The sequence below is a fragment of the Neolewinella persica DSM 23188 genome (assembly GCF_000373105.1).
GTDB lineage: Bacteria > Bacteroidota > Bacteroidia > Chitinophagales > Saprospiraceae > Neolewinella > Neolewinella persica.
In genome coordinates, this window is the sequence record NZ_KB890435.1 from 1 (window position 1) to 21,292 (window position 21,292).

The 21,292-nt window shown below is 51.1% G+C and carries 19 protein-coding genes and 1 pseudogene; 3 read left to right on the plus strand and 17 right to left on the minus strand.

Features of this window, described 5'->3' with window-relative positions:
* From B036_RS29415 to B036_RS0114280, 10 genes and pseudogenes are all read right to left on the minus strand, one after another.
* Positions 1-1,826, minus strand: a pseudogene (locus B036_RS29415) (hypothetical protein); the annotation flags it as partial.
* A 211-nt stretch (positions 1,827-2,037) separates the two neighbouring features.
* Entirely contained in the window at positions 2,038-3,279 is a 1,242-nt protein-coding gene (locus tag B036_RS0114240; protein ID WP_020569397.1) for a DEAD/DEAH box helicase, read from the minus strand.
* Between the two features lie 899 nt (positions 3,280-4,178).
* The gene (locus B036_RS33950) at positions 4,179-4,793 is read right to left on the minus strand and encodes a hypothetical protein (protein ID WP_169435064.1); all 615 of its coding nucleotides are present in this window, start codon (positions 4,791-4,793) and stop codon (positions 4,179-4,181) included.
* A 156-nt stretch (positions 4,794-4,949) separates the two neighbouring features.
* On the minus strand, positions 4,950-5,633 hold the full coding sequence (gene rpmA, locus B036_RS34565) for a 50S ribosomal protein L27 (RefSeq protein ID WP_020569399.1): 684 nt from the start codon (positions 5,631-5,633) through the stop codon (positions 4,950-4,952).
* Between the two features lie 94 nt (positions 5,634-5,727).
* Positions 5,728-6,039, minus strand: coding sequence for a 50S ribosomal protein L21 (gene rplU, locus B036_RS0114255; protein ID WP_020569400.1), 312 nt, complete (start codon positions 6,037-6,039; stop codon positions 5,728-5,730).
* Between the two features lie 267 nt (positions 6,040-6,306).
* Positions 6,307-6,450 carry a hypothetical protein gene (locus tag B036_RS33575; RefSeq protein ID WP_020569401.1) on the minus strand — a complete coding sequence of 48 codons (144 nt, stop codon included), beginning with the start codon at positions 6,448-6,450 and terminating at the stop codon, positions 6,307-6,309.
* Positions 6,451-6,655: 205 nt separating this feature from the next.
* Positions 6,656-8,263, minus strand: coding sequence for a M64 family metallopeptidase (locus B036_RS32120; protein WP_026231990.1), 1,608 nt, complete (start codon positions 8,261-8,263; stop codon positions 6,656-6,658).
* A 166-nt stretch (positions 8,264-8,429) separates the two neighbouring features.
* Complete coding sequence (locus B036_RS0114270) at positions 8,430-9,704, minus strand: hypothetical protein (protein WP_020569403.1); 1,275 nt, start codon at positions 9,702-9,704, stop codon at positions 8,430-8,432.
* Between the two features lie 43 nt (positions 9,705-9,747).
* Positions 9,748-10,566 carry a DUF5694 domain-containing protein gene (locus B036_RS0114275; protein ID WP_026231991.1) on the minus strand — a complete coding sequence of 273 codons (819 nt, stop codon included), beginning with the start codon at positions 10,564-10,566 and terminating at the stop codon, positions 9,748-9,750.
* 104 nt (positions 10,567-10,670) lie between these two features.
* Positions 10,671-11,531, minus strand: a complete 861-nt coding sequence (locus tag B036_RS0114280; RefSeq protein WP_020569405.1) for a DUF5694 domain-containing protein — start codon at positions 11,529-11,531, stop codon at positions 10,671-10,673.
* A 178-nt stretch (positions 11,532-11,709) separates the two neighbouring features.
* On the opposite strand from B036_RS0114280, the gene B036_RS32125 reads away from it, so the two are divergent.
* The 3 genes from B036_RS32125 (at position 11,710) to B036_RS0114295 (ending at position 14,405) form a co-directional block, all read left to right on the plus strand.
* A complete protein-coding gene (locus tag B036_RS32125) occupies positions 11,710-12,849 on the plus strand; it encodes a sensor histidine kinase (protein ID WP_020569406.1) in 1,140 nt (379 codons plus the stop codon).
* Between the two features lie 53 nt (positions 12,850-12,902).
* Complete coding sequence (locus B036_RS0114290) at positions 12,903-13,601, plus strand: LytR/AlgR family response regulator transcription factor (RefSeq protein WP_020569407.1); 699 nt, start codon at positions 12,903-12,905, stop codon at positions 13,599-13,601.
* A 72-nt stretch (positions 13,602-13,673) separates the two neighbouring features.
* A complete protein-coding gene (locus B036_RS0114295) occupies positions 13,674-14,405 on the plus strand; it encodes an acetolactate decarboxylase (protein WP_020569408.1) in 732 nt (243 codons plus the stop codon).
* An 11-nt stretch (positions 14,406-14,416) separates the two neighbouring features.
* Here B036_RS0114295 and B036_RS0114300 read toward each other — a convergent pair whose 3' ends face one another.
* The 7 genes from B036_RS0114300 to B036_RS0114330 are packed head-to-tail and all read right to left on the minus strand — an operon-like array spanning position 14,417 to position 21,235.
* Complete coding sequence (locus B036_RS0114300) at positions 14,417-16,351, minus strand: hypothetical protein (RefSeq protein ID WP_026231993.1); 1,935 nt, start codon at positions 16,349-16,351, stop codon at positions 14,417-14,419.
* 22 nt (positions 16,352-16,373) lie between these two features.
* Positions 16,374-17,318 (minus strand): hypothetical protein, encoded by a 945-nt coding sequence (locus B036_RS0114305; RefSeq protein ID WP_020569410.1) that lies wholly within the window; start codon positions 17,316-17,318, stop codon positions 16,374-16,376.
* Entirely contained in the window at positions 17,315-18,229 is a 915-nt protein-coding gene (locus tag B036_RS0114310) for a hypothetical protein (RefSeq protein WP_020569411.1), read from the minus strand. Before B036_RS0114310 ends, B036_RS0114305 begins: the two co-directional genes overlap by 4 nt.
* Positions 18,216-18,983, minus strand: coding sequence for a hypothetical protein (locus tag B036_RS0114315; RefSeq protein WP_020569412.1), 768 nt, complete (start codon positions 18,981-18,983; stop codon positions 18,216-18,218). Before B036_RS0114315 ends, B036_RS0114310 begins: the two co-directional genes overlap by 14 nt.
* A complete protein-coding gene (locus B036_RS0114320; protein ID WP_157472165.1) occupies positions 18,976-19,860 on the minus strand; it encodes a hypothetical protein in 885 nt (294 codons plus the stop codon). The genes B036_RS0114315 and B036_RS0114320 overlap by 8 nt, the downstream gene beginning before the upstream one ends.
* Before the next feature lie 13 nt (positions 19,861-19,873).
* Positions 19,874-20,761, minus strand: a complete 888-nt coding sequence (locus tag B036_RS0114325) for a DUF6175 family protein (protein WP_157472166.1) — start codon at positions 20,759-20,761, stop codon at positions 19,874-19,876.
* 15 nt (positions 20,762-20,776) lie between these two features.
* Positions 20,777-21,235 carry a hypothetical protein gene (locus B036_RS0114330; RefSeq protein WP_026231995.1) on the minus strand — a complete coding sequence of 153 codons (459 nt, stop codon included), beginning with the start codon at positions 21,233-21,235 and terminating at the stop codon, positions 20,777-20,779.
* Positions 21,236-21,292 lie beyond the last annotated feature (57 nt).

Genomic DNA, 21,292 nt, shown 5'->3' on the forward strand with positions numbered 1-21,292 from the left:
GGGCCCTGCAGGCTCATGTCACAGTTGTCCAGTTCCGTAAAGTCCCACTCGTTGTTGCGCAGGGTGTCGGCGCCGTTTTCGTCAAGGTAGACGGTCAGTTCTGCGGGGCATTCGAGGGTTGGGGGAATTTCATCGACTATCGTAACGTCGTAAGTACACTCGCCACGGTTACCGCTCATGTCGGTCGCAACGACCGTCCGCTGGACGGTGGTGCCAACGAAGGAACAATCAAAGGTGCGACCGTTAATGGGACCACCCACGGTGAAGGGACCGGAAGGGTCCATGTCACAGTTGTCGTCGATACTGACCACGGCATCGTCGTTTTCGATCATGGCGGTGCCGTCGGCACCGATGGCTACCGTGATGGCTTCGCAGACGATGATCGGGGCGATGGTGTCGATGACGGTGACGTCATAAGTACACTCGCCGCGGTTGCCGCTCATGTCGGTGGCTACCACCGTCCGCTGGAAGGTAGAATCGGCGAAAGAACAATCAAAAGTGCGTGCGCTAGGGCCGCCCATGGTGAAGGGACCGGAGGGGTCCATGTCACAGTTGTCGTCAATGCTGACCACAGCGTCGTCGTTGGCGATCATCGCCATACCCATACTATCCAGGGCTACCGTGATGGCTTCGCAGACGATGATCGGGGTGATGGTGTCCTGAACGGTAAATAACCGTTCACACATAGTCATCTGGCCACAGCCATCGGTAGCGGTATAGGTAAACGTATAGGTTGTACCGGCTACGTTAGGATCACCAACGATTACCGTGTCCGTGGCCGTCACTACAGGAGTTCCACAGCCTGAGGTGGCCATTACTTCGTCAATAGCAATGTCAGGGAAGGCACCACAATCCACCAGGGTGTCACCAAGGCAGGTAATTTCTGGAGCGGGGCCATCAAACATGATGGTTGCACGGAAAGTGATCGTGTCAGCAGATTCGTTATCGGCTTCATCCAGGGCAACGTACCGATTGAGGATGTCCGTTGAGCAGCCGGGGACGATGTTCTCTTGAATAGTAGAAACAACCTGAAGCCGAATATCAGCGAGATCGGTACAATTATCGGAAACGCAGCCGTTTCTGAAATCCAGGGTACCAACTGAGGAACCGCCGACCGCAGATAGGATGGAGCTATCAATGCCGATAGTTACTATTGCCCCGGGGGTATTAGGACCAAGGCCGACAGGACATCTGGAGAAAGTTTCGGCGAATTCAGTACACGTGACAACCGGAGCCTCGGTATCAACGGCAGCAGAGACCGTACCATTTATCACCACATTATCAAAACGCAGCGTACCACCTGTCCCAGTTGAGTTGAAGCCAAATATTCTTACTTTGATCACTTCTCCAGAAAAAGCACCAGAAAAAGTAAAGCTTTCATAGGAAGTAGAAGCCAGAGATGAACTGTTGGAACCACCATAGACCTGGTTAGGCACAAAAGCCGCATTGTTCGAAATAAGAACTTCAAATGTTTGAGGTCCGGTCCCCGAACGATCCAAATCAAAGGAGATGTCAGTAACATCGAGGGTAAAACAAGGATCGGCGGTAATGGTAAAATCCAGGTAGCTATCGCCGGCAATTCCACCAGCAGGCCAATTGTTTGCGGTATAGGCTTCGGTTCCGGGGCCGTTACCACCTACGAAACCGATGTTACCAACACCAGGGCCAAACATAGCATCAGCAGCTGTAGCATTAGTGGCAACAGTGGCTGGGGATGCGGTACCAGGATCAGGTTCAAAAGTCCAGGTAGCAAGCTGCGCCTGCAAACTAAAACTGAGGAGGGCTGCTACCATTATGGCAGCAATTCGGGTAAAGTCGTTCTTCATATCTTCTGAGATTATTAAAAAAAGAAGTGGTGAGGTCACACCACAAAACAAAATGCCCTCAAAGCTACGAATAAGAGATTAAGGAATAAGGGTTTATACCTGTTTTTTGAAAAATCTATATAAATTCTGTTGGTTTGAGTGATTACTCCTCAAAAAAACAGTCCCTTCCCCGGCTTGGCCGAAGAAGGGACTATAAAAAAGACGATTCGTCTTATCTATCCACAAAAGTGATCGCCTCACCAGTTTTACCTGCACGGCCGGTACGACCGACGCGGTGAATGTAGACATCGTAGTCAGTAGGGGCCTCGAAGTTGATGACGTGGGTGATGTCATCAATATCAAGTCCACGAGCGGCAACGTCGGTAGCACAAAGCGCCTTAATCTTACCGTTCTTGAAGTTATTGAGCGCTTTCTGGCGGTAATTCTGACTTTTATTGCCGTGAATTTCATCTGCCTTGATGCCCGCCTGGTTGAGCTTCTTAGTAACCTTCTTTACGCGGTGCTTGGTTTCGGCGAAAACCAGTACGCGCTTCAGTTCAGGTTCCTTCATCAGCTCGATCAGCGCATCGAATTTCTCGTCGCCGCTAACGTAGCGGACAGTCTGGTTGATGTGCTCAGCACTGGCTTCGCCACTGCTGACGGCATGAGTGACCGGGTTGGTCAGGAAGTGATCGAGTAATTTCTTTTGCGTCTTGTCCAGTGTAGCGGAGAAAAGCAGGGTCTGGTCACGTTCGCCCATTTGGTCGGCGAGGTACATTACGTCTTTCTGGAAGCCCATGTCGAGCATCCGGTCGAACTCGTCGAGGATGAGTACGGAAGCTTCCTGGAGCTTGATTTTTCCTTGTTGGAAAAGATCCTTCAGACGGCCGGGTGTGGCTACGATCAGGTCGTAGTCCCGCTTCAAGCGCTGAATATCGGTATTGATGTTACGACCGCCAATGAGGCAGACGGAAGAGAAGGTGGTACCCTTTGAAAGTATCTTGAACTCATCTTCAATCTGCAGGGCCAGTTCACGCGTTGGCGCAAGGCAAAGTACCTGGAAAGGTTCGTCTTTAAGCAACGCATCAATGATTGGGATGAGGAAGGCACCAGTCTTACCGGTACCGGTAGTAGCGATACCCATCACGTCACGCAAGTCAACGATGGAAGCGAAGGCCTCCTCCTGAATCTGGGTGGGGCGAACCCACCCGGCGTTACGGATAGCAATTTTGAGTTTAGGGTGAATGTCCCAGTCGTCGTACTTCGTTTTAGAGATGTATTCGACCGACTTCATAGGAACGGCTTCGTGGACCATCAACTCCGCATCGATGGGCTTGTAAACATGGGTAGAACGACGGTCACGACCACCGCCACGCTGGCCACCACCGCCTCCGCGATTAGGGCCTCCGCCGTTAGATTTCTTACGACGGGAATTGGGGCGGCTAGTGCCACCACCGGAACGATTATTACTCATATGGTAATTCGGGGAGAACCTTGAGATCAGCGGGATTACAACACGCTCAGGATCAAAGGTTTAAAGAAAATCATGCGCCAACATGACGCTAAGACCGACAGTAATCCACGGGGCTCGTTGCCGCCGCTCATCGGAATTTGGTGCAAAGGTACTAAAAATGTTGCAGTAGTTGCAGTAGTTGCAGTAGTTGCAGTAGTTGCAGTAGTTGCAGTAGTTGCAGNGTTGCAGTAGTTGCAGTAGTTGCAGTAGTTGCAGTAGTTGCAGTAGTTGCAGTAGTTGCAGGTAAGCTGCCCGGTTAGGACGCTAGCGACAAAATAAAGTAACAACTTTAACAAAAAAGATAACGCTGCCCTTCAGCAAGCAGACTGCCTGCGATGTGGGTAACGTCGCAAACAACTTAATAAGTTCGCCCGGAGGGCGAAAAAGTACCACACGACCCCGCCGGAGCGGTTTGACTCCTCGAAAAAAACATGGTTGGGATAGCTGGTATGGTTCGGTAATCCCCTTGTCCTTCTTTCGGCTCACGCCGAAGGTCGGAAGCCTGACAAGTCAAAGGCTTTGAGGCCCGCCCTAGACAAACCTAAGTCACTTCCCAATTTATAGAAACTGTAGGGTCAACCAGAATTGGGGGTATCGTGTGGTATTTATGAAACGCCTCAGGCGTTTCTTTGTTGCAGGGTCGCTGCGCTCAAGTTGCAGGAGTTGCAGGTCGCTGCGCTCTGGTTGCAGGAGTTGCAGGTGGCTGCGCTCTGGTTGCAGGAGTTGCAGGTCGCTGCGCTCCGGTTGCAGGGGTTGCAGGGTCNGGTCGCTGCGCTCTGGTTGCAGGAGTTGCAGGTGGCTGCGCTCTGGTTGCAGGAGTTGCAGGTCGCTGCGCTCCGGTTGCAGGGGTTGCAGGGTCGCTACGCTCCCGTTGCAGGGGTTGCAGGGTCGCTGCGCTCTGGTTGCAGGAGTTGCAGGTGGCTGCGCTCTGGTTGCAGGAGTTGCAGGTCGCTGCGCTCCGGTTGCAGGGGTTGCAGGGTCGCTACGCTCCCGTTGCAGGGGTTGCAGGGTCGCTGCGCTCTGGTTGCAGGAGTTGCAGGTGGCTGCGCTCTGGTTGCAGGAGTTGCAGGTCGCTGCGCTCCGGTTGCAGGGGTTGCAGGGTCGCTACGCTCCCGTTGCAGGGGTTGCAGGGTCGCTGCGCTCTGGTTGCAGGAGTTGCAGGGGCGCTGCGCTCCGGTTGCAGGAGTTGCAGGGTCGCTGCGCTCCCGTTGCAGGAGTTGCAGGGTCGCTGCGCTCTGGTTGCAGGAGTTACAGGGTCGCTGCGCTCCGGCTGCAGGAGTTGCAGGGTCGCTACGCTCCGGTTGCAGGTTGCTTGGGTCGCTGCGCTCCGGTTGCAGGAGTTGCAGGGTCGCTGCGCTCTGGTTGCAGGAGTTGCAGGGTCGCTGCGCTCCGGTTGCAGGAGTTGCAGGGTCGCTGCGCTCCCGTTGCAGGAGTTGCAGGGTCGCTGCGCTCCCGTTGCAGGTTGCTAGGGTCACGAGCGGAGCGAGCTGCCTTGTGCGGTAGCTGCAACCACTGCAACCCTTGCAACAGGAAGCGAAGCGACCACAGCAACCGAAGCCTAGCGACAAAGAAAGCCCGGTCAAGCATCTGCTCAACCGGGCTTTCTAAAAGACATTACGTCAAAGAGGGAATTACTTCACCTCCTTACCGCCGTCGAGTTCGTCCTGGAGTTTTTCCAGTTCTGCCCACTTGGCGTCAGCGGCAAGAGCTGCCTGCTTGGCCCAGGTAGATGGGCTGTGAATGCGGTAGCGGGGACCTGCGTCGTCTAGCATCTGCTGCACCTTTGCTTCGGGAGCTTCTGCGAGTTCACGCCAGGTCTTGATGTCGATATCGTGGAGGAGACCTTCGATCTTAGGACCGATGCCTTCAACAACCTTCAGATCATCCTGCTTGATCTTCTTGCCGGAAGGCAACTCGATCTTTCCAGCTTTAGCCTTTTTGGCTGGCTTTTCAGCAGGGACGTCAGCAACGGCCTGAACCGGAGCTGCTTTTGGAGCCGGCGCTGCTTTAGGGGCAGCAGCTTTCTTCGGAGCCGGAGCGGCAGCTACGGGAGCCTCAGCACCTGCAGGTACGATGGATACATACATGCGGTTACGGAAACTCTTGCGGAAAGCGACGTTGCCGTCTACTTTAGCGTGGATCGTGAAATCACGGCCCATGTAAACGTTTTCACCGGGGTGGTACTTAGTACCGCGCTGGCGAATGATGATGTTACCGGCTTTGGCAACCTGACCGCCGAAGAGCTTAACGCCAAGGCGTTTACTATTACTGTCGCGGCCGTTATCGGTAGAACCTACACCTTTCTTATGTGCCATGGTATTTTATTTATGGCACTGACAACGCTAATTGTCAGTGGGTTAATTATTAATGCTCCCCGTTAAGGCAACACATTTAGAATGCGGGCCGTGACTAGCCTGCGATGGAATCAATTTTGATCTTCGTGAATTGCTGGCGGTGACCGTTCTTTACCCGGTACCCCTTACGGCGCTTCTTCTTGAAAACGACGACTTTGTCGCCTTTCACGTGATCAATGACGGTTGCTCCTACGGAGAAACCCTTTACGTTCGGCGTGCCGACAGATACACCCGCGTCACCAGAGGTGAGGTGTACATTGTCGAAGCTGACAGAATCGCCAGCATTGGCTTCTAACCGGTGGACGAAGATCTCCTGACCTTCCTCAACTTTGAACTGCTGACCGGCTATGGTTACGATTGCAAACATTAAGAATGTATTTATTAATTGGGGCGCAAAGGTAAGTGGAATCTTTCTTTTAACCAAGCCCAATTTATAAGTCCGTTCGTTCTTTGTCCACACGGCAGATTCATTACTGTACCACCTGGTTATTGGGGCGTAGGTTTCTTAAGTCCAGAACTGGCCAAAACGCGTGATTTACGATGTGCTTTGGAGGTGCGGCCAATAAAGTGGGCGTTTATACTGAGGGTCGTCGGGACGTGGTCCAGATAATGGTTGATGGCCAACCATGCACAGCTACTCCGGCTCTTGCTGCAGCATCCGATAAACGAAGTAAAAGATGCCGCCCACCAACGCAATGATGATCGCGAGCACCAGGTAAGCGGTAGCATCACCGTTGCCGCCAAGGATAGGAGGAAATTTCAGAAGCATACTATTCATACTACAAAAATACGTCCGGGGAGGCTGCCAAACGGGGTAACGGTCCCCCTACCCTGCTTTTTTTACTTTTTTCTTGCACCTGCGGCCGCGCATTATTAGTGTTATAGTTCATAGTTCAGTAGTTCATAGTAGCTGTCGTAAGAAAATGCTCCCTTCATTCGTGAGAGCGGTAGCTACTATAAACTATCGGTTACTGAACTATGAACTAACGTAAAACCACCCGCTGCGTATGCACCTCTGTGCCCGAAACTACCCGGATAGTATAACTTCCACTCGCAAGGGGCGAGAAATTGAGAGAAGTCTGGTTCCAGCCCTGATCGGCGACCGCCTTTTGCTGCAATACCTGCCGGCCATCCGCAGAGAAAACAGTTACCTCCAGTTGGCCAGCTTGCTCGCCGTAAACCGCAACGTTGACCTGGTCGGAAGCAACCGTTGGCCAGACCTTGAAGTAGTTCCGCGCGACACTTACGACTTTCCGAATTGGACTGTCCGTCAGGGTACCATCAAAATCTTCCGCCCTTACCCGGTAAAAATTAGAACCTACCAAAGGGAGTTCGTCGTAGTATATATAGGACTCATTCCCAGTCAACGGAACACGGTCCAGGCTTTTCCAGGCTGCACCATCGGCAGACCGTTCTACAAGGAAGTGGCTGCTGCCCTCCGGGTCTGCTATCTGCCAATCAAGACGGTTGATCTTATCTTCAGCCCTGGCAGTAAAACTTACCCACTCCAGCGGGAGAGACTCATTTACGATCGTCCACTCATAGGTGAACACGTAGTTCGCGTTTTTCAAACTCAGCGCCGTCTCATCGGTGACGCGTACCAATAGCGTATGGTTATCTGTGGTAATCTGCGCCGGAGAAATGGTGACGCTCTCTACTCCCGCAGCAATTTCCTGTCCGTCCAGCTCCCAGGTATAAGACAGCGTGTTGGGGACGGGTTTAACACTGGTGATGCTAAAATCAAGCGCAGTGCCGAGAAAATCGACGTCAGCGGTGGCCGGGGTCGTCGTTTCCAGTGGACTTACATTTTCGTAGATGGTCTCGATGGTCTGTTCCTGACAAACGGAACAGAAACCGCGACTTAGAAGCTCCATCATACACTCGCCATCTACTGGCTTGAAAGTGGAACCGTTTCTGGAAAACTCCCCTACTCCGTTTATACTGACCCAGTCGTTCCAGCGCGTGTTGCCGGCGTTTGACTGAGCCGTAATGTTCGGCCGTTCACTATTGTTGCCCGAATTATACTCATCGCCCAGGTTCATGAAGGAGTGTCCGGTTTCGTGGAGCGCCAGGTTGCTAGCGCTGGAATGCGCACTACCTACTGCTGTTGCACCACCGGATCCCCCATAAAAGGGACTGTTGACCACGATAATTGCCTGATCATAATTCGGATAATGCGCGGCTAACTCAGCATAAACCAACGAATTGCTCACGACCAATAAACGGTGAATATTACCAGCATCAAAGCGCGCATTAAGTGCGGTATTAACCGTGGAAACGGCAAAGACCGGCTCGTTCACATCTGTTGCTGTTCCCGGATGGTCTGCACCACCTTCCTGGCTAACCACCTCTAATGCGTGGACGTTGAAGAAATTGGTGTACTGTAAAAATGGCGGTTCGTTAAAGAAGTCGGTAGTGATGTTATCTGCATGATCCGCAAAATCCGTTTGCTGTCCAGAAGTATAACCATCTCCCAGGATGACGAAGTTGATCCGCTTGTCGTCGGGCCCGGCGTCTTTGATTTTGGTGACCTGGGCCGCTAAGCCTGCAGAAAGCATTAATAAAAAGAAGATTCTCAAGTAGGTTCTCATACGAATTCGGGTTGGTTTGATCACTTAACAACTCGCCAAAGAATAGTAAGCAGTACAAGTATTCATTCCTTAACGAGCCCTAAAGTACGTCTCTCCTTACCTTTTTATTCGCCCCCTTGAGACATCTGTCGGAAGGGTTTTTAAAAAACCTTCCTCCTTTTTGATATTAGTTGTTTTTTATCCCCTCCACGTCCATGGGCGTAATTAACACCACGTCATACCGGTCAAAGTATTCCCTGATCCGATCGTTTACCTCAAATTTCTGCTGGTAGTAAAAGCTATCCCGTAAACCGCGTAAATCAATGACGGCCCATTCCTCCTTGCGCCCCATTTGGATAAAGTCCCCAAAGGACTTTGCAAACCAGGATTCCTTGTCAGCCAGTTCATCGGTGATCTCACCATCAGCTCCCTGGTGGTAGCGGGAGAGCACGTCCGTATGCAGGGAGCTGTTCCCATGAAATCGTGCCAATTCTGCCAGGGTATTCCCAACGTCGAACATGCTGTAGTTGTTTTTTCCCTTTGCGGTGTGTAGCCCGCCCATCTTTACAAGTAACTTGTCAGACTGGAGCTTAAAATCGGTTGCTTGAAGTCCGTTCCGAAGGTTAGTCACGAAGCTTTCCGTTCGCAACTCATTAGATCGCCAGTAGTGACGTAAACCCGATTGCCGGTAAATTTCAGCAGATTGCCGGATCAAGGAAATAATATCTTTTACTTCCGGTGAGACTGATGCCATATTGTCCAAAAAGCCATTCACAAAAGCGGAGTGGTGCAGTAACTTAATGAATCGTTTTCCTTCCTCCGTCCGCTTGTCAATATAATCGACCTCCTTTTCGTAATACAAGCTCAGGGTATCCCGCACACGACGGTAATCGGTTCGGAGTCCACGCTGTCGCTTCTCCGGGAGCTTAGTAAAGGCATGGTCTACCAAAGCGAGGTAGCCAAATATAAACTCCTGGTCCAGCCCGATCATTTGGAGATTTAACTTGCCAGCCTCCGCAAGAAACACTGCATCCTTCCGGTTGGAGAAAAAAGGTATTGGGTAGTAATCACGCTTCGCGCCGTGTAAAATATATTTCCTGTTATAGTCTCGTATTCGTTCCATCGTTCTTTCCGGCGTAGCGGCAAAGTCCAATAGTATTGTTGCTGAAGTTGGCCCCACCTCCAGGGCAAGATGCCGTCCGCCAGCCTGATAATAAAGCGGAAGTAACGCCGTGGTGAGTTCCGAAATACGGGGAGAATCGTGGTATTCTCCCAGCAGGACGTATTGGTGGTCGACGAATGCCTGTCGTAAAAAATCAGCTCCAGGACCGTGTATTTCTTTATTCTTCAGGGTGAAATAAACCGTATGGTCCTGCAATGCTGCTACGTCAAGACTATCCTGCGCATATATCGCAAAGGAGGCTACCAGAAGTATGGTACTGAATAAGAGGCGTTCGAACATAATATTTGGTTTTAAGGAAGTCGTTGTTCAGGTTTCGTTTACTCTACTTACTAAGCAATCCGGAGCTATCCACCCAGTCCCAATCCACCCGGTCCCGAATCAGGTCGTCGAGTATTTCTTTATGCCCGGCGCCAAACAGGACCAGGATTCGGTCCTCAGGTTCCATGATTCGATGCAGATTAGTAAATATGCGGAGGTTTCTGGCGTACCATTCTTCTACGACGTAGGTACCGGGATAGTCGTCTCTCTGCCCCAGGTCGACGAGGTGCCGGAGGTAAAACGCCTGATTCATACTGGCCCCAAAAAAGCGGGAGTTCACGGCTCGCAGTAAATCCGGGACGGTCAATTGAACCAGGGAATCTAACGCCACCTGCATACCACCGAGGTATTTTTGGAAGGCAGCGACTTCATCTGTCTGTCCGTGGGTTTCAGCATGGGCCAGTGCACTGTCCAGCGGAAAGGAGGTGAAGGCATCGATCGGGTCAAGGTGGTCCAGTCCCGCCGCTCTGGCTAACGGATAGGCCAATTGGACAATCTCGCTGGTGAGCAGGTACTCATCTTCCGGATCGATCACCTCTTCCAGGCGGTTTTCCAGCCACGCCTGGTAGTAGTAGTCACTCCACAGGGTATCCCCTTTAGCAAATTCGAAAGCGATTTTGGTGGGTTTGAAGCGGCCTACGAGGTCAACAACCTCCCTTAATTCGGCTTGTCGTTGGGGAGAACGGATATCGCCAACGTCGGCATTCACCGCATCCCGGCCGGGGTTATGAAGGTGCAACAGCCCGAGGACGGATACCTGAGGGCGTTGGGCGGAAAGGGATAGACCGCCTAAGCAGCATAAAAGAATTAGAAAACGGGGCATGGTAGTTGATTTTGCTTTTTGAAAATGTTGGCTTGTACCTGCGGCCTCGCCTTATTGGACTATTGGTACAATCGTTTCCTTAGACCAATACGACCAACAGACCACTAAAGGCTTCCAAAATCCACCAACTCATAAGCCGGGGAACTCTCGAACTGCTGCCGTAAGATCCCCAGATGCCCAGCACCGAACAGAACCATGATCCGGTCATCGGGAGAAGTGGTCGCTTTTTGAATTTTCCGATAAATGCGCAGGTTGCGGCTGTACCACCAAATGGCGAGGGCATCCGGGGATTCATCACTGTCGAATGTCAGATAGTGGCCATGTCCGCGTTTGATGCGGTGGGTACTGTTCATGTATTTAAACACCTCCAAAAGTTCGGCCCGCGCATCCATTTTGTCTTCCAGGTCATAAAGCTGAAAGTATCGTTTATCGATGGTGGTATCCGACGTGGGGTCATTGGCAGTAAACAGGCTGTCCATCAGCGGCCGGAGTACCAGGGAATCTTTGTGCCAGTACAGGGAGTTGGACAGCGTCCGGTCATCCCCCAGGATCAGGGTGTCGATACCAAACTGTTTACCAAGCCTGAAGGCCAGCTGCTCGATCTCGCCCTTACCAAGTTCGTGCTTCCCGTCGAGGTACTTTTGGTACGTATCATTTATGGTGCTTCCGCTACGGCGCTCCACCACGATTTTATTGGGCTTAAAGCGGGCGATGTAATCGAGTAATTCCCGTAATTCTGCTTGTTTGGCAGCGGTTTTCACGTCGACCTGGTCTTCTGAGGAAGTAACGTGGCTGTCCAGGTTCGGATAGTTGAAATGAAAGGAGCCCACCAGCAGTACTTTAGGCAGTTTGTCCTTCCCGATCAGAATTTCATCCGGGTCGAAGGTATTGAGGTCAGGGATTTTTTGGGCGCGGACGCTGGTGCAGATTAAAGTTAAAAGAAGCAGGGTTAGAAAACTACGCATGGTTCACTGGTTTGGTGGTTCAATACTGCAATCTTCAGGGTTCTCCTCCCCGGTACCAACCTGAATCGGTGAACCGTGCTGTATTTCCTGTGAGTTATCCCCCTAAATTCACCGATCAAACCTGACCATTCACCGATTCCATTCCGCCTCATGCTGGCCGACGGCTTAATTTTAGCCTATGCAAACGATCAATAAAATGCCCCTCCGTATCGGGACCCTGAGCCTTTGGTACCTTGGCGTGTTCCTTATTGCGATCCGGCTTCGGGATTTTCTTGAAGTTGATGCCATCCAGCAGGAGATTGCAGAATGGAGTCATCCTCATATGGCCGCCCTGAAAATATCTTCCGGGTTAGCCTTTTTCAGTTACAGCCTGGCCGCCTACCTACTGCTCTATTTTCTATACGAACGTTTCCGGTGGTATCTTCTTTTACCGGCCCTGGCGACCCTGGCGATGGGCTGCATGTTTTTTCGATCCTTCCTTGAAGAGGTAGTCATCCTCAACTTGTTTGGTCACGGCAACTACAACCCTAACATGAGTTGGGGGGCTTACCTGCTCGACAATCTTTACTACGCCATACTGTTTACCTCCCTGGGCATCATTTACTACTTCGTCCAGCTGTCCCAACACAAGTCCACCGCATTGCAGAAAACCATGATACTCCAGAAAGAAACGGAGTTGAAGTTCCTCCGCTCTCAGGTCAACCCTCACTTTCTGTTCAATACCCTGAACAACCTCTACGCCCTGGTCCACACCAATTCACCTCAGGCACTGCCTGCCCTGGAGAAACTAAGCGGCCTGCTCCGATATTCCCTTTACGAGCAGGAACCTTCCGTAGCGCTGGAACGGGAAGTCGGCTATCTGAGAGACCTCCTTCATCTGGAGAGCCTTCGGGTAGACGGGCTGGCACAGCCGCAGGTGGTTGTTGGTCCCTTCACCAGGGAATGGAAGCTCCCCCCGCTCCTGCTGGTTCCCTTTGTGGAGAACGCCTTCAAACACGGTGACCTGAAAGACTTTAGTCATCCGCTACAGCTCTCGCTGACCGAAAGTACCGATGGAAGCACCCTGTTTTTCCGGGTCAAGAATCTGATTCGGACTAACATTACCTCCAAAGACCAGGTCGGGGGCATCGGTTTGCCCAACGTACGCAAGCGGCTGGCCCTACTCTACCCCGGCCTGCATCAACTGAGCGCTGGCCCTCAGGGAGACCTTTTCGTGGTGGAATTAGTGCTTTCCCAACCGATCAAAAAACAAGCCGACATTGCTCCTCGGCTGACGCCGGAGGCGTCCAATCGTTTTGACCCCGGATGGAGCAGCTGACGGAGTCAGCCGCGTGATCCGGAGAGCCCTCCCCATCCACCACCATACCGCCCATGAAAACCATCATCATCGACGACGAACCGCTGGCCATCAAACTCCTGGAAGCCTACGTCAACAAGCACCCCGAGCTCTCCCTCTCCGCCTCCTTCACCAACCCCATCGACGGACTGGAGCACCTGCGCAATAACCCGGCGGACCTTCTCCTGCTCGACATCCAGATGCCAGAGCTCAACGGGCTTCACGTTGCCCGGCTCGTGCGTGGCCAGTGCAAAGTCATCTTCACCACCGCCTACGAAGAGCATGCACTCAAGGGCTTCGATCTCGATGCGATCGATTACCTGCTCAAGCCCATATCCTATGATCGGTTTTGTCGCGCCGTCGTTAAAGCAACGTCTGGCGAAGCCGCCGTCAAGCAATCCCCTGCAGCAACCGCTGCCCCGGCCCCAACTTCCCTGTTCGTCAAATCCGGCACCCGCACCCTCCGCCTGCAACTCGATGAACTCACGCATGGTTCTTCCTCCGGCGACTACCTCACACTGTACCTGGCCGATGGCAACAAAATTCTGACGCTGGAGAACCTGACCGACTTCCTGACCCGGCTGCCTGCCGATCGTTTCTGCCGCATCCATAGGAGTCATTTCGTTGCCCTCCCGGCCATCACTTTTGTGGAGCGGCGGCGGGTGGTGATCGGTGAGACCTGGTTGCCGGTCAGCGATGGGTACCGGGAGGCCTTTACTAAGCTTATCGGCTAATTGTTAACTAAAAGCTGCCTACTCCATTCATTACCCACAAAACAATACCTCAAAAGCTGCATTAATCATTTAATGAAGCTACTCCTCCTCTTCTTCCTGACCCTGACTTTCCTTTCCTGCGATCCCAACCGTAAGCCCCCCACTTACTCCCGGGACGATGGCAACCTTACCGTTGCCGGTTCCATGCGGGCCGTTCTGTATGACGGTAAAACCAAGGGACAGATTCAACTAGACACCATCAGCGAACGTGAGGGTTTGTACGGCCTCGGGCCAGCGGCCTTCCTGCAGGGAGAGTTGCTCGTTCTGGACGGACAAGCGTTCCGTAGTCGGGTCATCAGTCAAAAAGAGATGAAGGTCGAACAGACCTTCTCGGCTAAGGCACCTTACTTCGTCTACACCCACCAAACGGACTGGCAAGAATTTACCCTTCCCCCTTCCGTGCGCACCTACCGACAGCTACTCGATTATGTTGACCGGATGACGACCTCAAAACCCAGACCATTAGTTTTTCGATTAAGCGGCCGGGTGAAACAAGCCGATATTCACATAGCCAACCTGCCCAACGGTGTATTCCCAAGTGAGCCCAAAGAAGCCCTGACGGGGCAGCAAAGCTACCGGCTAATCGACCGTGACGTTGAGATCGTAGGCTTCTTCAGTGTCCACCATCAGGGTATATTTACCGACCTCGACAGCTATGGCCACCTGCACCTCATCACTACTGACCGGGACCTTATGGGGCACCTGCACGGCATTCAACCCGGAACTGGGATGCAGTTATTTTTGCCTAAGCAAGTGAGTGAGTAAGGGATCAGCACCTATTCCTCCCATTTGAACCGATAAGACGTAGTCATCCTCGTCCTTCCCGGTAGGCTGTAACTAACGTTTACGTCGATTTTCTTTACGTCTTCTAACCCGGGAATTTTCAAGGTTTCCAGCTTCTGGATATTCGACGGGGCAATTTGGCTGACCACTGCGGTAAAATTGCCCGTCTGCCCTGCTTGTGGGGCCAAAGCATTCAGGCGTTGCAAGACCTCAGCATAAGCCGGTATCCGTGCTGCCACCATACCGCGCACCTCCTCCAGAACAAGGTTGGCCTGGTCCTGAAAAATGTATCGATAAGTCCCGATGAGCGGAGGAACAACCGGAGGTGTTTTAGCCAAAAAGTCAGCTTCCGTAATCCGTTGGGGCTGGTCATCTCCGTAGTCAAAGCTAAAGTTTTCCCGGGGTACGGCGGGCATTTTCAGACTACTATTGGAGTAAGCACTTCGCCTGGCGCCTTTTTCATTTTTATAGTTAAGCTTACGATACTTCTTAGCCCTTTCGGCATAAGGCAAAAACTCGATGGCGACCAGGCTATCGATGTTAAGACTGCCACGATTAGCTTCCAGGTAAGCAACGTACTCAAGATTAGGATGGTGCAGAAACTGCTGGACGTCGCGTCCTAATGCCGTGCTAAGTACTCCTTCTGCCTTAGAGGAAGCGTTAGGCCGGATGCTACACAGCGCAAGCATACCATTGAGGCCGTTTTGATCCTCCGCAGCAAAACCCTCGCTTCCTCGTATAATAACGGTGTTGTTGTCTTCTCCGGCTTCCAATTGTGCCGCAATAATTTTCACATAAAAAGAGGAGAAGGAACTGGTGCGGAAGTAAGCCCGAAAAAAGAGCTGCTCTGCAGGTTCCCGACCCTTTACTTCACGGTGCCGTACGTTTTTACTGATAATGTCTGCGACCGACTTCTTTGCATAAAAATTAAGTTCATTAGCTAAAGCGTTTGGATCAATGTCTACCAAGGACATTTCGTACACCTTGTTTTCCTCCAGAAACGTTACGGGGATACCATACTGGAGTAAGTCTCCGGACTCCGCGGCAACATCGGTATACACCACTTCTCCGGTCTGATTTTTCCACTTCATCCACAACCGACCATCGTTAGCCGGGCTCCGAAGTCCCCCCTGGTAATGCTTAAAAAGTAAGAAGCCTTCATGCGTTCGCTGCTCCCTGGCATAAAAGGCAAACTGCCCGTTTTGCGGATAAGACGTAAAAATGTCAGCGTCAGGAATACTCCCGCCAGCGGTTGCTGTACCTCCATCCGCTTTCCTGCTCTGCTCAGAAGAGATTTTAATGTAGTGTTCAATTGGCCGGGAGCCGTCACGCTTCCTATTCCAAAATAGTAGATCAGTTCGTGAAGGCCTGGAGATAATATCTCCTCTGACATACAAGCCGCTATAGTTATCCGTACGAAGGTGGAAGAGTAGCTGACGGCGCACCAACTCCGGTTGGAGCAGAGAAGTCAGCCATGATTCGTTGGCCCTCCTTCTTATCCACTCATCGGAATGCTGATCGTAAATGCGCCGGAGCAAAGGAATATCGGAAAGCGCCTTACCTGCCTTGGCCGCCCTACCCCATTGACTAATACGATTGTCGTAAAATTTCATCTTCCGGAGTACGGCTAACGCAACGCCCAGGCTATCCGGTGGACATGCTTGCCGGACTAAGTCTTCGTGGGCCGCCTGCCAATCATAATTTTGGAGCATAGAGCTACCCACCAACCGCTTAAAGTGTGCCTCTTCCCGGTTGTACTTTGCCTGGTTAGCCGTTAATGAATCTATATGCTCAATTACAATAGTCTTAATGGGAACGATCATGGCTTCCCGAAACAGGTCAAACTCTGTTGGTCGTTGCCCCTTCAGGCCCAAAGAGGCCGTTATTAACACCAGGAGCGGTAGGATAGAACGCAATCGAATCATCATAAACTATTGTGCTTAAACGGTATCATTGCCTGTTTGGCGTCGAGAACCACGTGGTGGGGAACTCAACGTCTTCACTAAGCATTACGTATTTTACCTTATCTGCCGCCCAGGCCTGTAAGATTTCTTTTCCTCCTTTCTCTACACTGCAACGGGTTATATCCCGGGATTTCCCCATCCCGGTCCTGGCCATACCTAAGGTCGCCATTCGTTGTACTTCCCGCCCGCCTACTACAACCGTTTGCTCTTCAATTACGCGTAGATCAGCACCTTTAGGCAGGTCAGCTTTCTTTCCTCCCAACAAATAAAGCGTATGGGCCTTTTTTTTGTCTCCAGCCAGGTCGAGTATTGGAATTTTAGGATTAACCAGCTGCAGAATATGCCGCCGGTTAAGGTTCCAGACTGCCCGACGCAAGTAATGACCGGCAGATCGGCGAAGGCCAAATTTTTCTATTTCTACCTCCTTATGGTTGACAATGTCCGGATTGCCTTTTGCTTCCAGATCTACCACCCCCAAAACTTCAGAAGTTTCCAGGTCAACCACCTTAAGTTGATACTTTAGAACGAGGGTCAACCGATAATCGTAAGGGTTCACCAGCTCCTTCGAACCTTTGATCTTCGTAGAGTCCCAGGATTCAAAATATTCTTTAATCTGAAACTCCACCATCAGGGTCGCACCGTTCAGTATGCTACTTACGTAAGGGTCGTCCTGGTTCTTACTTGCCCGGCCCCGTTCCTTCATGATCGCATCATAGTTCTCCCGCTCTACAATATTGTAGAGGTGGCTGGCCTGACTCACCTGGCGAATAATCTCGGACTGCATCAATCTGTAGGCCCCTTCCTTTGATTTGTCCTCGGTAGTTACGTCACTAACGACCAGATTCACCGGTGCCATTGACTGAGCAATAAGCTTAGCCTGGCCCAGCCAATTGACGACCAGGAGGAGAAGAATAATCTTTAATTTCATCATTGCAGTAGATCAAGGTCTTTACACATATACACGGTACCTCCGGCAGCTATCTCCTCCTCAATCTTTTTCTTCCCCCAGCCAATGGTGTAAAGGATTCTGGAGTTTCGTGCCGTCTTCTTCACTAACAGGCCGGTCGCAACGCGTTTAAATTCGAAGAAGTTTCCGTACTCCGTATTCAATGCTTGCGTGACAATAAAAATCTCCACCTTACCTGGCACATCCTTACCAAAGCCAACAGAAGGGACATAAACGCCGTCGAGATACTTCTTGCCACCGTCCACGAATTTCAAAATCGGAACGGGATGTAGAAAGAAAGGGCTCACCTGTTCGCCAACGGCGTGGGAAAGCGCCTCGTATAGCGCCCAGGTAACAATGGTCGTCCGGGGGTTCTTTTCATGTGCCGCAATCGCTTCCTTCATTTTTGAACGCGAATCGGCATGCAGTCGGGTAACGAATTCCACCCGTGAAGTAGCCAGGTTAATTATGGAGATGCGTACATCGAGGTAACGCATATATTCTTTGCCTTGCGATCCATCCAGGTTTTTGCGGTAAAGTATTCCGCCATCCTCAACAACCGTCCGAATCATATAGTGCGAGCTCTCATTTTTCGTCAAAATGCGCTGCGCATTTTTTCCGTAAGTAACACGCATCCGATTCAAATTTTTCTCGGCAACGACCCGGGCAACCCCGGGGAATTTCTGTACCCGGTTACTGATAGTCGCTTCAAAAGGATCTCTTTCCAGGCCCGGAGCATATTCAAGTCCTTCTACGGGTAAAAGGCCAACAAAGGCAGAAAATGGCTTACCGAGAATATCGTTTTTTGCATTAAACTCCTGGGCCTGAAGTACCGGCAAAGACAACAATAAAATCAGTAGAAATAAGCCTCCGCTGAATGGTTTAAGATTTGGCATAAAGGGTAATATTTTGGGCCAATAGGCTGACAATCTCTTTTCCGCCATCCTTGACCGAAACATTAAAAAAATTGTCATTCTCTATCTCATCAATCCTGACCAGGCCGACCGACGCTTCGTAGTCAACCGTTTTGTTCCCAACCTTTTTCCTGATGATCTGGAATATCGTTATTTCATCTCCTTTCTTCAGGCTTCCCATGTCTTCAGTAAAGCAGAGTAATCGGCGGGCCTTCCCTCCTTTTTCTTCCAGTACCTCTGCGACTTGGGCCGGAATGGATTTCTGTAGAGGCTCCAGACAACCAGTAACATCCGTTTCCAGCAAAGGCCAGAGCTCGTCATTTAGTTCGTAGTTGGCCATATAGGTTTCGAGAGCGTAGGTATGAACGCAGCTGATCTCCCCACTTTCCAGGTTCCTTAACTCAAGCCGAAGCAGGCCGGCATCCCGATCGTATAGCGGGCTCAGTAGCAACAGTGCGCCCAGCATTTTTCCCTGGTCAGCAGTTACGCCGTCCATGAAGCCTTCGTTCTTCTGTCGCTCCTGTTCCTCTACAACCTGATCAAACGCTCTACGCTCGACCAGCTTCAGACCAGGCTGTGCGGCGGTGGTTCTCAGCAAAAAATCATAGATGAGCGTCCCGCTTTCTTCAAAGTAGGGATCAAAATGTTCAATTTCAGCAACGCTGATCGTAACCGTCTGGCCGAATAAAAAAGCCGACAAAAACAGTACGGGTAAACAGATAACCTTCCTAATCATATCGTACGGAATTAAGGACAAGCTGAGAGATGATGTACCTGCGCGCAGCGTACCGGTCATAATTATTGCTGCGGTAGCGCAAATGCCAGTCTAATGGTCGCAACTCCCCTGCGGTTGCTTTCTCCACCAGCTGGTCTACCAGCTCATCAGCTTTTTCGTCGCAGCTCAGTTCAGGGTCAAGGCGGGAAAGGATACGGCTGGCGCCAGCGATGTTTCCAGCCACCAATTGCAACTTAGCTGCCCGGATCAATTGGCTGCATTCAAGCGCCTGCTGCTCTTGGTAAACCTCTGCAGTCAGCGTGTTTACCTTTCCGTGGCAAGTATTGGTGGGCCCAATATGGTTGCTTAGCGCCAGGAGGTCTGCTGTCCGGCGTTCGGTTATCAGTTGGTCCATTAATGGGAGAAGCTCAGAACAGTTTGAGGTAGCATTCTGATGGTCGTTCTTCGCGCTTATGATTGCCTGGGCGAGCTTTTTCTGAGGCTCCTCCAGTTTTTCCAGCGCATTCAATGCGGCGGCGGCTTTGGACGATCCACTTCCGGTTACTGTAACCGCAACACTTCCAAATTCCTTTCCCAGTGCATCATCATAGAAAGTTGCTTTTAGCACAAAACGTCGGATAAACTTTTTGGCCATCCCCATGATCGCCCGCTCATCGGTTACTCGCCAATTAAGTTTACAGGAGAAAGAACCGTACTGCTGGCTCTCCGTCAGGCTGTCTATTTGCACCTGTATCAGGGCGCGTAGTTCAATTGCCAATGAACGATTTTCGCTTGCCGGCACTTCCACTTCTTTTACTAAAATAGAAAGGGACTGAAGCTGGGCGGGGACGCAGGTGCAGAGTAAGGTTAAAAGAAGCAGGAATCTAAGCACTACCATACCGTTCATGTAATTATTGAATCGTAATAAAAATCCGGTTTCCCTGAACGTCACGGGTAGCCTCCAGCCCAAGTGCCTTCAGATGATTCCGGAATTGTCCCGCAAAGCGGGAGGCCCGGAAGTTTCGGCCGTTCTCATCTTTCAACGGGACTTTAATGGCATCAACCAATAACTTGGTAGCCGTTACGCCCTGAACGTGGTAATATCCTTCGTAAGCATTATCAGCAATCCAATCCTCAATACTATCAGAAAGTAAGTCGCCACCTGTGCCTACTTCGGTATCCATATCTTTATCAGACGCTACATCAAAGGTTATGCTCATGGTAATCGTCCGTCCGTTTTCAACGATATCGTCAAACTTAAGCTGAATCGTATTCAACAATTCTTCTACCGTATTTCCAAGTGCCCGCTCCGTCAGCTTCCCATAATCATCCGTATAGAATTTGGGCGATGATGCCACCTTATTAGCTAAAGACTGGCTCGAAAAAGCATCATAGGCAGTCATCACCACGGTTGCAGAGTTGCCGGTTCCCGTACGGGTTTTCTGCACTTCCACCTCCACGTAAATGTCTGCACCGGAAAGCTCGATCACTTCCTGCTTTAAGGAAGTAGCGTTTTCCATTTCCATTACCCGATCGTTGTTTAACTGGTTCAGCTTTGCCCGGAAATCGATGGTAGAATACCCCCGGTCATCAAAACCTTCTTTTACTTTAGTTACGGCTACGCGCAAGGCTGCGTCGTTTTCCAATACCGTGCGCAATTGTTCTTCCTCTTTAGCAAAAGGAATCACCATTATGGTAGGCTGAACTGTAGGGTGCTCTGAGGTGGCTCCCGCCTGGCTGTAGGCGGGGCTAGAGGTTGCCGAAAGCAGGGCAACCATTAAAAAAGTGAATAGTCTCATCTGATCAATTGGAGGTTAAAAACCGAATTTACGCACAACCCCCTGCTCCTCAAGATAAGCGCGCAGGCTGCTTACGTTGACTTCAAGTCGAACCGTCAGGTTAGGGATTCTTTTCTTTGTTTTGCGGCTGAAACGACTCGCTTCCTGAGCTATTAGAAAAGAGGTGTATGTCTTTTCGGCAAAGAAGGAATCGAAAAAGGCCTGATGCTTTGCCATCACAGCGTTGGGTTTACTACCCAGCATTGGTTTGTACTGGAAAGAGCCGGCAATACCTCTGGTCAATAACTGGCGGAAGGTAGTACTAACGGCATGCTCAAAGGCTTCAGGTTTCTTTTCCCCGAACCCATCTGCGGTCACGGTAATTACGCCCTCCGAATAGCTCCCAAGGTACTTTACGTTCCCGCCGGCCACCTGGCCCATAAGCGAAAAGGAACCCGCCATCAAAAATAGCAGTAAGGTCAATAATGGCTTCATGTGTCTATATACTAATGAACTCAGCGGGCTATACCCGTTAAGGGGGCCGCCAAAGGT